This is a genomic window from Xaviernesmea rhizosphaerae, from assembly GCF_001938945.1.
GTDB classification, from domain to species: Bacteria; Pseudomonadota; Alphaproteobacteria; order Rhizobiales; family Rhizobiaceae; genus Xaviernesmea; species Xaviernesmea rhizosphaerae.
In genome coordinates, this window is record NZ_MKIO01000033.1 from 170,546 (window position 1) to 182,694 (window position 12,149).

The following is a 12,149-nucleotide window of genomic DNA, read 5'->3' on the forward strand; positions in this document are numbered from 1 at the left end:
TTAAGAGGAAATTCATCGCCATGCGGGGCGGCTTCATGGATCGCGCATTGAAACAGGCCGAAGCGGCGGCCGCGCGCGGCGAAGTGCCGGTCGGCGCCGTCGTCGTTCTCGATGGGACGATCATCGCCGAGGCCGGCAACCGCACGCGCGAAAAGCTCGATGTCACCGCCCATGCCGAGATCGAGGCGATCCGCCAGGCCGCACAGATCATCGGCAGCGAGCGGCTAACCGATGCCGATCTCTATGTGACGCTGGAGCCCTGCGCCATGTGTGCGGCGGCGATCTCGTTTGCCCGCATCCGCCGGCTCTATTATGGCGCGGAGGATGTGAAGGGAGGCGCGGTGGACAACGGCCCCCGCTTCTTTGCGCAGGCCACCTGCCACCATGCGCCCGAGGTCTATTCCGGCCTCGCCGCCAGCGATGCGGCGGACCTCCTGACCGCGTTTTTCGCCGCCCGGCGCTGAGGCCGCACCTGCCGCAACCAGGCAAGAGCGACAGCCCTTTTGGCAAAACCGCTCTGCGGAACAAGGCGTTGGCAGGCGAACAAACATCCGTCGTTGTCATGCCAGTGACATCCACGCGCCCTAGAAATCTGCCGGCACAAACTCAACTTTCCCCGCCGCGCCCGTCCTTGCCTGTCGCGTCCGACTTTCTCGCTCGCGCTCTAATGGGCCCTTAGGAGACCCGCCATGATCCTGCGCTCGCTCGCCTCGCTCGCCACCGTCCTTGCCACGCTTGCCTGGGTCGCGCCCGCTGCGGCGGAAGAGAAGTTGGTGCTCTATACCAGCCAGCCGAACACCGATGCGCAGCAGACGGCCGATGCCTTCATGGCGAAGCATCCGGGCATCAAGGTGGAATGGGTGCGCGACGGAACGCCGAAGATCATCGCTCGGCTGCGCGCCGAGATCGAGGCCGGACAGCCGCAGCCGGACCTGCTGCTGATCGCCGATGTGGTGACCATGGAGGGGCTGAAGAAGGAAGGCCGGCTGATGGCCTATCCCGGGGCTGATACCGCCGCCTTCGATCCCGCGATCATGGACCGCGACAAGACCTATTTCTCGACCAAGCTGATCACCACGGGCATCATCTACAACACGAAGGCTCCCTTCGTGCCGAAGAGCTGGCAGGACCTGACGGACGCCAAGGCACGCGGCCTCATCGCCATGCCGAGCCCGCTCGCGTCGGGCGCCGCCCTGATCCATGCGGTGACGCTGACGGAAAACCTTCCCGGCGGCTGGGACTATATCAAGGCGCTCGGCGCCAACCAGGCGCAGGCGAGCGGCGGCAATGGCGACGTGCTCAAGGCCGTGTCCGGCGGCGACAAGCTCTATGGCATGATCGTCGATTTCATGGCCATCCGCGAGAAGGCCAAGGGCGCGCCGGTCGATTTCGTCTTCCCGGCAGAAGGCGTCTCGGCCGTGACCGAGCCGGTGGCGATCCTGAAGACCGCCAAGAATCCCGAGGCCGCCAAGGCCTTCGTCGATTTCCTGCTGTCGCCGGAGGGCCAGGCGCTCGAAGTCAGCCAGGGCTATATCCCCGCGCGCAACGATGTCGCGCTTCCCGCCGGCTATCCGGCTCGCCAGACGATCAAGGTCATGCCTTTCGACGCGGCCAAGGCGCTGAGCGCGGAAAAGGACAACAAGGAAAAATTCGCCGACGCGATGGCGCAGTAAGGCCGGCTCTTGCCTGCGCATTCCCCCTACCGGCCCCGCCACGCGCCTCAACGGCCGACCGCGCCGGCGCAAGCTGGATCGTCGCCTGCCAGCACCTCGTCTGGCAGGTCGTTGCCTGACGGCTACTCGCGGACCGTCCACCGGCAGCCGCTCCGTGCTGGCGGCCTCTCCGGTCCTGCGATCCTGACAGCCTTCGTCCTTGTCGTCGTCGCCTGCCTGACGCTGCTGCCGATCGGCCGGCTGTTCATGGTGGCCCTGGCGCCCGGCGGCGCGCTCGATCTGACGGAGTTCCTCGCCCGCATCGCGCGCCCCTCCGCCTTTCGGGCGACGCTCAACACGGTGGACACCGCCTTTTTCGGCGCCTGCGCCGCGCTGGCTCTCGCTCTGCCGCTAACGCTTGCCGTGGCGCTCACCAATGTGCCGGGCCGCCTTGCGCTTGGCTATTGCATCATCCTGCCCTTGATGATCGCGCCGCAGGTAACGGCGATCGCCTGGCTGCATCTCTTCGGCCCGTCGAGCACGCTGCTCCATCTCGTCGGCCTGGCGCCGGCGCCGGGCGCGCGCAATCCGATGCTCGGGCGCGGCGGCATCATCCTGCTCTATGCCGTGCAGCACGCGCCGATCGTCTTCATCGCGCTGCGCGCCGGCCTGGCGCAGGTGCCGCGCGATCTGATCGAGGCGGCGCGGGCCAGCGGCGCGCGGCCGCTACGGGTGCTGGCGACCGTCATCCTTCCCTTGATTCGGCCCTATCTGGCAGCCGGCTTTTCGCTGGCCTTCATCTCCGGCATCGGCAATTTCGGCATCCCCGCTTTGCTCGGCCTGCCGGTCAATTATCTCACCCTGTCCACGCTGATCTACCAGAAGCTGTCGAGCTCGGGGCCGGACGTACTGCCGGACGTGGCGGCGCTGTCGATCATCGTCACCGTGGCAACGCTTGCCGGCATCGGCCTGCAGCGGCTGGCAACCGGTGGACGGCCGGCGCGTATGACCGCCGGCCCCGCCTTTCATTTCGCGCTCGGCCGCTGGAAGCTGCCGGTGGCGCTTGCCGCCTGGGGCGTGATCCTGCTCACGCTCGCTTTGCCGGCGCTGGCGTTGGTCGTTACCTCGCTGATCCCGGCCTTCGGCGTGCCGCTCGGCTGGAGCACCGTCACACTCGACAATTATGTCGAGGTGCTGTGGCGGCAGGCCTCGACCACGCGCGCCTTCGTCAATTCCTTCCTTCTGTCCTCCGCCGCCGCGCTGCTGCTGGCCGGCTTCGCCCTTCCGCTCGGCTGGCTGATGATGCGCTGGCCCAGACGTTTGGCGACAGCGGTCGGCGGCGCCATCGATCTGCCCTATGCGATCCCCGGCATCGTGCTGGCGATCGCCGCGATCCTCCTGTTTCTGAAGCCGCTGCCGCTGATCGGCAGCCTCTATGCCACGCCCTGGATCATCCTGATCGCCTATCTCATGCGCTTCCTGGCGCTGGCCGGAAAGCCGGTGAGCACGGCGCTTGCGCAGATCCCGCCGGCGCTGGACGAGGCGGCGGCGGCCAGCGGCGCGCGCCCCTTGCGCCGGCTGGCGACCATCGCCGCGCCCCTGGCCGCGCCCGCCGCCATTGCCGGTGCGCTTCTGGTGTTCATGAGCGCCTTCAACGAGTTGACCGTCTCCGCCCTGCTCTGGTCGTCGCGCCATGAGACGCTGGGCGTGGTGCTGTTCAGCCTGGAAGAGGCGGGGCTGGGCACCCAGGCCGCCGCCATCGCCGTCACCTCGCTCCTGGTGGTCATTGTCACGCTCGGCCTGATCGACCGCCTCGGCCGGCGCCTGCCGCCAGGGGTCTTGCCCTGGCGCTGAGGCGAGAGACTTCGGCAGAGCCGCGACGCATGGTCTGAAGGCGGCTGTGGCGCGCGGACGGGAGCAGTTCAGCCGTCTCTCACAGTCTGTTCAAGACTTGCTGTTGGTCTGACGAAAATGGTGATTTCCAGAAGCGGAGCGCAGCGTCCTTAAGGTCTGTGAGCACCGGAAGCGCAGACATTGCCATTTGCAGGCGGCCAACGGCGATGATTGGACAGACTGTCAGGCCGAAGGCACCACCCAGGCATCGCTGACGGCGATGGCAACCGGCGCGCCGATGACGAGCGCCTGTGGCGCATCGACGATCAGCCTGCCGCGAGAGGCCTCCACCCCTGAAACCTCCACCTCGGTCTCATAGGCCGGGCCGTGATAGGTCACGCGACGCACCGTGCCCGTGATGCTGTCCGATCCGGGCTCCACGAGATGCAGGTTTTCCGGGCGTAGCAGCACATGCGCCGGCCCCTCCGCCACCGTCCCCTCGCACCGCGCGGAAAATTCCCCCTCGCCGCAACGCACGCCGGCGCTGCCGGGGCCAAGCGGCGACACAAAGGCCGCGAGCAAGCTGCCCCGGCCGATGAAGCGGGCGACCTTCTGCGTGGCGGGCGCGCGATAGAGCGCCTCGGGCGGGGAGAATTGCAGCACCCTGCCCTTCTCCATCACCGCCACGCGATCGGCCAGCGCCAAGGCTTCGGCCTGGTCATGCGTCACATAGATGATCGTGCGGCCGGTGGTGCGGTGAACCTGGCGAAAGGTCTCCAGCATGGCGGCGCGCAGATGAACGTCGAGATTGGCGAGCGGCTCGTCGAAAACGATCAGGTCGGCATCGGCGACCAGGCAGCGGGCGAGCGCCACGCGCTGGCGCTGGCCGCCCGAAAGCTCGGAGGTGTCGCGCGCGCCGAAGCCGCCGAGCTCAACGATATCCAGCGCCTCGGCCACGCGACGGTCGATCTCGCCGCTCGAAACCCCGCGCATCTTCAAGGGATAGGCGATGTTGCCGGCCACGGACAGATGCGGCCAGAGCGCATAGGACTGGAAGACGACGCCGACATTGCGCTCTTCCGGCGGCACCATGCCGCCCGCCCCGCTCATCGCCCGCCCGTCAAAGCGGATCTCCCCCGCATCCGGCCGCTCGAAGCCGGCGACCAGCCGCAGAAGCGTGGTCTTGCCGCAGCCGGAGGGACCAAGCAGCGCCGTGAACGAGCCGCTGGCGAAATCGAGCGAGACAGCGTCGAGCGCCTTGGCGCCATCAAAGGCCTTGGTGACGGTGTCGATCTGAATATGGGTCATGCGGCGCCTCGCGGGTTCCCTGCCATTGTGCGGGAGCCCCGCTCCCGCCGTTCCGTCCGACGCCTATCCCTCGGCAAACGCCTTGAGCGCCGCGCCGGACAGGCGGTAGCGGGTCCATTCGTCCAGCGGTTCGGCGCCGATGCGCCGGTAGACGCGGATGGCCGGCTCGTTCCAGTCGAGCACGCTCCACTCGAACCGGCCGCAGCCTTCGGCCAGCGCCAGCTTTGCCAGATGCTGCAGCATGGCCCGCCCGGCCCCGGAGCCGCGCGCTTCCGGCGTCACATAGAGATCTTCGAGATAAAGCCCCTTCTTCGCCTGCCAGGTGGAGAAGGAATAGAACCAGAGCGCAAAGCCGACCGGCTGGCCCTGCTCCTCGGCGAGGATCGCATGGGCCACGGCGCCCGGCGAAAACAGCGATGCCGCGAGATCCTCCGCGGACGCCTCCACCTCATGGCCGGCCTCCTCATAGACCGCAAGTTCGCGAATGAAACGCAGGATGGTGGCGATGTCGTCGGGACGGGCGGGACGCAGGACAGGCGGCATGGGATCTCGGATCAATGGCATGGAAGGAAATGTCGAGGGCGGGGACAAGAGGGAAAACAGGCTCGGCGAGAGCAGGAACGGTTCCCTTGTATCATGTGCAAACCACATGTCGTGATGATGTCATAGGACAGAGAGGCGGTTTGACGCCGGTTCCGAAATGGTCTCACCCACCGGTGCGCTACGCGCCAATCGATCGCACGATGTCCGACAGTCTGGCGACAGAGGATGGACGGAGCGTCAGCGTCATAAGCCGAGAGGCACCAAGCGAGGCGAAAGCCGCTGCGCGGAAAGGCCAAAGAAAAAGCCCGCCGCCTTCGGTCGAGCGACCGGGGCGCACAGGCCTTGCCTTTAGAGCATCGGACTGAAAATCATACGCAGTCCGATGCTCTAGAAATTTGTTTTTGCATCGGATTTTTCCGAAAACCGGTTCCCACTTTTCGGTCCGATGCTCTAGTGGTCTGATTTTGACATTTGATCCTCGAGATCGCTGCACGTGGGTATCAAATGTAAAATTCATTCCACTAGCGATCAGAACACCTGCCACCACTTGCGGCCGGTGCCATCGACTTCGGCCTCCTTCTTGCGGCGGCGCTCCTTGTCCTGCTCGGGCTCGCCCAGATCATTGATCTGATCCTCGGGCAACGCGCGATAGGCCAGCGGCGGATCGCTCAGGAAGCGGCGCTTGTCGGAATAGGCGCCCATCTGTTCGCGCCGGGCGGCACGATAGGCGGCCTGCTGCTCGTCGGCCGTCAGCGCGCGGCCATTGGCCGGGCCCTTGGCGAGCGGAGAGACATAGGTGGAGCTGTTGGCGTTTTCCGTGGCCTCGTCGCGCAGGCGCTGGCGCGTCTCCTCGGGCGATTCCAGCCATTGCGGATTGTCCTTGGAGGCGACCGAGGTCTGCGGCTGGACCAGCGCCGTCCTCTGCGAGGAGGGCGGCATGACCAGGTTGGGGCGCGGCTGATATTTGAGGTTCTTCGGCTTTTCGCCCTCAAGGCTCACGACATTGCCGAGATCGTCCATGAGATGCTCGCCGGCGGTCTTGTCGGTGCCGTAGGTCGGGCCGCCGACACAGCCGGACAGGAGAGGACCAAAGCCCACAACAGCCAGCATCAGGGCGCCACTGCGCATCTGTCGCGAAATTTCCATGCCTATCCTTCCCGCCCTGCGCCCCGATCGAAGGCGCGACTGATCACCATGACGGCTATTGCCGGGCCGCTGCCGCGCTCCGCAAAGCGGCGGGCGGCCTTCCGCATGGCCTGCCGGTGGCGATCTGCCCCTGAGATTGCCCATTGCCATTGCCCTGGCGGACAAATCCGCCAAATTTCAGGCAATGTGCCGTCTTCCCACCCCGGCCGTGCCGGCAGGAGGCAGGCGTGCCCTTCTCTTAAACCAAGGCGGCTTTTAAACCAAGGCCGCCACAGACGCAATCGACCGGCTTAAGGCTTCGTTAAAGCGGCCCTGCGCCCGCCCTGCCGAAAAGGGCAAGGACGGGCGCAGGCAGAGTTGCAAGCCTCCGGGCGATCACCCAAAAGTCAGGCGGTGGCGAAACCCAGCTCCCGCAGCGCCTGCGCATCGCGGGCCGAGACATCGGGGAAGGCCGGATCGGACCCGACATCCTTCGTCACCTTCCAGGAGCGGGCGCAGCGCGTGCCTTCCGCCAGCTTCGGCTCGACCGAGACCTTGGTGCCGTCCTCCAGGCGGAAGGCGCCTTCCGGCCCCTCGCCTGACACCACCTCGATATCGGAGGTGATGCAGATCTCGGCGAAATCGAGCCCGTCGAGCGCCGCCATCAGCTCGGGATCGGCCACATGCACCACAGGTGCTGCCTCCAGCGAGGAGCCGATGCGCTTGTCCTTGCGCTCCACCTCCAGGGCACCTGTCACGGCGCGGCGGACGATGCGCACCTTGCGCCATTTCTCGGCGAGATCCGCATCGCGCCATTCGGCGGGGATGGCCGGGAACTGTTCGAGATGCACGGAATCCGCCTGCGGATCGCGCGAGCGCCAGGCCTCCTCCGTGGTGAAGGGCATCATCGGGGCGAACCAGAGCACGAGGCAATCGAACAGCTTGCGGATGACATGAAGCGCCGCGCGGCGCTTCAGGCTCGAGGGCGCATCGCAATAGAGCGTGTCCTTGCGCACGTCGAAATAGAAGGCCGAGAGCTCGACATTGGCGAAGTCGGTCAGGGCGCGGGTGATGCGCTTGAAGTCGAAACCGTCATAGGCTTCGCGCACCAGCTGATCGAGCTCCGAGAGCCGGTGCAGCATCAGCTTTTCCAGCTCCGGCAGATCGGCGTAGGCGATCTCCTCTTGCCTGTCATGGGCGAGCGTGCCCAGCATCCAGCGGATCGTGTTGCGGATCTTGCGATAGGCGTCGATATTGGTCTGGATGATGGTCTTGCCGACGCGAAGATCCTCCGCATAGTCGGAGCTCATCACCCACAGCCTGAGGATATCGGCGCCGGCGTCCTTCATGATGTCCTGGGGTGCTGTGACATTGCCCTTGGACTTGGACATTTTCTCGCCCTTCTCGTCCATGATGAAGCCGTGGGTGACCACGGCGTCATAGGGCGCACGGCCGCGCGTGGCGCAGCTTTCGAGCAGCGAGGAATGGAACCAGCCGCGATGCTGGTCGGAGCCTTCCAGATAGACGTCGGCGGGCCATTTCAGATCCGGCCGGTCTTCCAGCGTGAAGGTGTGCGTGGAACCCGAGTCGAACCAGACATCGAGAATGTCGGTGACCATGGTCCACTGCTCGGCATCATGTTCGTTGCCGAGGAAGCGCTCCTTGGCGCCTGCGGCAAACCAGGCATCGGCCCCTTCCTTCTCGAAGGCTTCGAGAATGCGGGCATTGACCGCCTCGTCCTTCAGCACGGTGCCGGCCTTGTCGGCAAAGACGCAGATCGGCACGCCCCAGGCGCGCTGACGCGACAGCACCCAGTCCGGCCGCTGCTCGATCATCGCGCGCAGGCGGTTCTGGCCGGCGGCGGGCACGAAGCGGGTGTCGTCGATGGCGGCAAGCGCGCGCGAACGCAGCGTCGTGCCGTCGCCGAGGTCCTTGTCCATATAGACGAACCATTGCGGCGTGTTGCGGAAGATCACCGGCTTCTTCGAGCGCCAGGAATGCGGGTACTCGTGCTTGATCCGGCCGCGAGCGAAGAGATTGCCTGCGGCGATCAGCGCGTCCATCACGCGCTTGTTGGCATCGCCCTTCTTGCCGTTGTCGTCCATCACGCGGGCGGCGCCACCCTCGGCCGAGGGGCCGAAACCGGGGGCTTCGTCGGTGTAGAAGCCATCATCGCCGACGGTGAAGGGGATTTTTGCCGAGATGCCACGGGCTTCGAGATCGCGCGCATTCGACATCCAGGCATCGAAGTCCTCGCGGCCATGGCCGGGCGCGGTGTGGACGAAACCCGTGCCGGCATCGTCGGTGACATGGTCGCCGTCGAGCATTGGAACGAGGAAATCATAGCCGAGTGACGCCAGCGGATGGGCGCAGGTGATCGCCGCAAGCACTTCAGCGGGCACGGGAGCTAAGCGGCGATATTCCAGCTTTGCCTTAGCAAATGCCTCCGCAGCGAGTTTGTCTGCAAGGATCAGCTTTTCGCCTGGCTTAGGACCGAAATTATTGGCGGCTGAAGTGATTTCATAAAGGCCGTAAGAGACCTTCCAAGAGAAGGAGATCGCACGATTGCCGGGGATCGTCCAAGGCGTAGTCGTCCAAATGACGACGTTGGCCGATCTTATACTGGAAAGATATGCATCAACTTCGTAGTCGTGCATGCGCTCCAGACCGTCCTCAGTCTCATCATCGACAGCGATTAATTTTAATGCTTCTTTGATCCAATAGCCTAGTTCTTTATCCTCAGAGACTTTCAACACCGGGAACTTCACCCAGATCGTGTCGCTCTCGACTTCGTGATACTCCACCTCCGCTTCCGCCAGTGCGGTGCGCTCGACCACCGACCACATGATCGGCTTGGAGCCGCGATAGAGCTGGCCGCTGACGGCGAGCTTCAACAGTTCCCCGGCGATGCGGCTCTCGGCGTGGAAGTTCATGGTGGTGTAGGGCCGCTCGAAATCGCCCTCGATGCCGAGGCGGCGGAACTCGGCCGACTGAATGTCGATCCACCCTTGCGCGAACTCCCGGCACTCCCGGCGGAATTCGTTGACCGGCACCTCGTCCTTGTTCTTGCCGGCGGCGCGGTATTTCTCCTCGATCTTCCACTCGATCGGCAGGCCGTGGCAGTCCCAGCCCGGCACGTAATTGGCATCGCGCCCGCGCATCTGGAACGAGCGGGTGATGACGTCCTTCAGCACCTTGTTCAGCGCATGGCCGATATGGATGTTGCCGTTGGCATAGGGCGGGCCGTCATGCAGCACGAATTTCGGCCGGCCGGCAGCGGATGCGCGCAGGCGCTTGTAAAGGTCCATCTCCTGCCAGCGCTTCGCGATCTCCGGCTCCTTCTGCGGCAGGCCGGCGCGCATGGGAAATTCGGTTTCGGGCAGATAGAGCGTCTTGGAATAGTCGAGGGGCGTCGCAGCGGTGTCGGTCATGGCTTCTTGCTCGGACAGATCTGTCTTGCGCGGCGAAAGGCGCCGGCGCAGGGGACGAAGGACAATGTGAAGAGGACGGTGCGGCCGGCCATCGGCAAACAGGCGCGATCGGGCGGCGCACGAAAACCCGGCCCTTCCGGCGCTTCGCTCAAGCCGCGAAGCGCGGGCGGAAGGCCGGGCCGGTAATTCGAAACAGGTTCTTCCGGGCGCCGATGGTCATAGCCGCCTTCTCTAAGAGGTTTTGCGGGGAAAAGGAAGGGGATTTCCCTGCCGTCTCGACGGCGGGCAGCGCATCGCATAACCTCATCCCCAGGCGGCGTGCCCCTGTCACCTTGAGGGTGCACCGTCCACCGGAGGGGTCCTGTTACGACACGCTCAAGGAGGCAAGGATGGCCCAGGCGGATAGACGATGGACGCAGGAAGATGCCAGATCGCATCTCGACGATCTCCTGCAGAAGGCGCGGGATGAAGGGCCGCAGTATGTCGATCTCGAGGACAGCGACGGGGTCGTCGTCATCAGCCGCCAGCGCTACGCCGCCCTGACCGGATGGCACGGCGATCTTCCGCTCGTCGATTTTCTCGAAAGCCTCGATCTTGACGGCATCGATCTGTCCCGTAACGAGGATCGCGGCCGGGATGTTTCGCTGCCATGAAGGGTTGGCTGCTTGACACCAACGTGCTGTCGGCCCTGATCGCCGTCCGGGGCGCCCCCTCGGTCAAGTCATGGGCGGCAAGTCAGCCGGAAGAAAGCCTTTATCTGAGCGTCTTGAGCCTGGCGGAATTCGATAAGGGGATTGCGCATCTCGATCCCCATGACCCTGCCCGGCATCGCTATATCGCCGCACGCGACGCATTGGAGGCACGCTTCGGCAACAGAGTGCTCAGCGTTGATGATGACATCGTGCGTCTCTGGGGAACCATATCAGGCGAGATCAAGCGCACGACGCGGCAGGCTCCCCCTGTCATCGACTGCCTGCTGGCCGCAACCGCCATTCGTTATCGCCTCTATCTCGTCACACGAAACGTCAGGGATGTGAAGTTATGCGGTGCCGCTGTCTTCGATCCGTGGAACGATGATGCGGCAGCGTTTCCAATCAGACCAAAAACAGCACCCTAGTGGAATGAATTTGACAGTTGATACCCTTCTGCAGCGCTCTCAGGGGTGCTGCGAACGGGTGCAAAAGTCAAAATCAGACCACGAGAGCACCATAGGGAAAGTCGTGCGCAGCACGAGGCCTTATACCAAGTGTCGATGATAGGAACCTATAGGACCTATCATCAACACTGAGTATTAGCCGCCGAACAAGGTGCGCAGCACGTCGACGCCGCGGTCGTCATAGGAGACTTCGCCCTGCTTGTTGCCGGGGCCGATGACGATCACCTTGGTGCCGATGGGAGCCTTGGCATAGAGGTCGGTGACATCCTCGTTCATCATGCGGATGCAGCCGGACGACATGTTCTGGCCGATGGTCCAGGGCTGGTTGGTGCCGTGAATGCGGAAGATCGTGTCGCGTCCGCCCTTGTAGAGGTAGAGAGCGCGCGCGCCGAGCGGATTGTTGACGCCGCCTTCCTGCACCTCCGGCAGGATATGGCCCTTCTTTCGCTCGCGCGCGATCATCTCCGCCGGCGGGCGCCAGCTCGGCCATTCCGATTTGCGTCCGACCTGGACGATGCCCGACCAGCCGAAACCCTCGCGGCCGACGCCGATGCCATAGCGCGTGGCCCTGTTGTTGCCTTCGACATAGTAGAGAAACTTGTTGTTGGTATCGACGATGACGGTGCCCGGCGCCTCATCCGTGCGCAGCCGCACCTTTGTGCGCCAGAACTGGCGGGCGGGCTTGCGCTCCTGCGCGGAGGCCTTGATCACGGCGCTGTTTGCCCGGGCCGCGACCGGCGCCGCGGGGAAGGCATGGGCCGGCAGGACCGGCAGGGCGATGCCGACGGACAGAGCGAGCGCGGCGGCAAACCGCAGGGGCATTCTCATCGAATAGGTCTCCTCTCAATGCATGGGTGGACAGCCTGACGCGATTGCGGTCGCATGCTCGGCTGTCTCGAGGTCTCAGGCAGACGGGCAGCCCGGCCACCCGGCTTTGTCGTCTAAAGGCTTTCGCAACACGAAACGGACAGTATCGGCGAGACTATGCCAAAACCGATAAAGTCCTGTCTTGAAAACATATCGCTGCGGACAAGGCTTATCCCTCTGCCTGGCCGCGCTTGTTGCAGGAAGGACACGCCCCTGCCCCTGGTCCGCGCCGGC

Annotated in this window: 10 protein-coding genes; 5 read left to right on the plus strand and 5 right to left on the minus strand. The window is 64.7% G+C overall.

Going from position 1 to position 12,149, the window contains the following annotated elements; translation table 11 throughout:
• Window positions 1–35 precede the first annotated feature (35 nt).
• The 3 genes from BJF92_RS15905 to BJF92_RS15915 all read left to right on the plus strand — a co-directional run bounded on the left by BJF92_RS15905 (window position 36) and on the right by BJF92_RS15915 (window position 3,506).
• The gene (locus tag BJF92_RS15905) at window positions 36–464 is read left to right on the plus strand and encodes a nucleoside deaminase (protein WP_078058119.1); all 429 of its coding nucleotides are present in this window, start codon (window positions 36–38) and stop codon (window positions 462–464) included.
• Between the two features lie 231 nt (window positions 465–695).
• The gene (locus BJF92_RS15910; protein ID WP_425356475.1) at window positions 696–1,673 is read left to right on the plus strand and encodes an ABC transporter substrate-binding protein; all 978 of its coding nucleotides are present in this window, start codon (window positions 696–698) and stop codon (window positions 1,671–1,673) included.
• Between the two features lie 111 nt (window positions 1,674–1,784).
• Window positions 1,785–3,506 (plus strand): ABC transporter permease, encoded by a 1,722-nt coding sequence (locus BJF92_RS15915; protein WP_245294784.1) that lies wholly within the window; start codon window positions 1,785–1,787, stop codon window positions 3,504–3,506.
• A 222-nt stretch (window positions 3,507–3,728) separates the two neighbouring features.
• On the opposite strand, the gene BJF92_RS15920 is transcribed toward BJF92_RS15915, so the two are convergent.
• The 4 genes from BJF92_RS15920 to ileS form a co-directional block, all read right to left on the minus strand.
• Complete coding sequence (locus BJF92_RS15920) at window positions 3,729–4,793, minus strand: ABC transporter ATP-binding protein (protein ID WP_075635729.1); 1,065 nt, start codon at window positions 4,791–4,793, stop codon at window positions 3,729–3,731.
• Between the two features lie 63 nt (window positions 4,794–4,856).
• Window positions 4,857–5,336, minus strand: a complete 480-nt coding sequence (locus BJF92_RS15925; protein ID WP_075635730.1) for a GNAT family N-acetyltransferase — start codon at window positions 5,334–5,336, stop codon at window positions 4,857–4,859.
• 528 nt (window positions 5,337–5,864) lie between these two features.
• Window positions 5,865–6,482: a GPALPP1 family protein gene (locus BJF92_RS15930; RefSeq protein WP_075635731.1), complete on the minus strand. Its 618-nt coding sequence runs from the start codon at window positions 6,480–6,482 to the stop codon at window positions 5,865–5,867.
• A gap of 386 nt (window positions 6,483–6,868) precedes the next feature.
• Window positions 6,869–9,892, minus strand: coding sequence for an isoleucine--tRNA ligase (gene ileS, locus BJF92_RS15935; RefSeq protein WP_075635732.1), 3,024 nt, complete (start codon window positions 9,890–9,892; stop codon window positions 6,869–6,871).
• A 389-nt stretch (window positions 9,893–10,281) separates the two neighbouring features.
• Here ileS and BJF92_RS15940 point away from each other — a divergent pair, with 389 nt between their 5' ends.
• Together BJF92_RS15940 and BJF92_RS15945 are read left to right on the plus strand one after the other, a co-directional pair.
• Window positions 10,282–10,545 (plus strand): hypothetical protein, encoded by a 264-nt coding sequence (locus BJF92_RS15940; protein WP_075635733.1) that lies wholly within the window; start codon window positions 10,282–10,284, stop codon window positions 10,543–10,545.
• On the plus strand, window positions 10,542–11,009 hold the full coding sequence (locus tag BJF92_RS15945; RefSeq protein WP_075635734.1) for a type II toxin-antitoxin system VapC family toxin: 468 nt from the start codon (window positions 10,542–10,544) through the stop codon (window positions 11,007–11,009). Before BJF92_RS15940 ends, BJF92_RS15945 begins: the two co-directional genes overlap by 4 nt.
• Before the next feature lie 174 nt (window positions 11,010–11,183).
• Here BJF92_RS15945 and BJF92_RS15950 read toward each other — a convergent pair whose 3' ends face one another.
• Window positions 11,184–11,876: a L,D-transpeptidase gene (locus BJF92_RS15950; protein ID WP_075635735.1), complete on the minus strand. Its 693-nt coding sequence runs from the start codon at window positions 11,874–11,876 to the stop codon at window positions 11,184–11,186.
• Window positions 11,877–12,149 lie beyond the last annotated feature (273 nt).

Excerpts from the sequence above, each read along its gene's own strand:
- BJF92_RS15905 (WP_078058119.1), top strand. The coding sequence starts at position 36 with ATGGATCGCGCATTGAAACAGGCCGAAGCGGCGGCCGCGCGCGGCGAA.
- BJF92_RS15920 (WP_075635729.1), bottom strand. The coding sequence starts at position 4,793 with ATGACCCATATTCAGATCGACACCGTCACCAAGGCCTTTGATGGCGCC.
- BJF92_RS15925 (WP_075635730.1), bottom strand. The coding sequence starts at position 5,336 with ATGCCGCCTGTCCTGCGTCCCGCCCGTCCCGACGACATCGCCACCATC.
- BJF92_RS15930 (WP_075635731.1), bottom strand. The coding sequence starts at position 6,482 with ATGGAAATTTCGCGACAGATGCGCAGTGGCGCCCTGATGCTGGCTGTT.
- ileS (WP_075635732.1), bottom strand. The coding sequence starts at position 9,892 with ATGACCGACACCGCTGCGACGCCCCTCGACTATTCCAAGACGCTCTAT.
- BJF92_RS15940 (WP_075635733.1), top strand. The coding sequence starts at position 10,282 with ATGGCCCAGGCGGATAGACGATGGACGCAGGAAGATGCCAGATCGCAT.
- BJF92_RS15945 (WP_075635734.1), top strand. The coding sequence starts at position 10,542 with ATGAAGGGTTGGCTGCTTGACACCAACGTGCTGTCGGCCCTGATCGCC.
- BJF92_RS15950 (WP_075635735.1), bottom strand. The coding sequence starts at position 11,876 with ATGAGAATGCCCCTGCGGTTTGCCGCCGCGCTCGCTCTGTCCGTCGGC.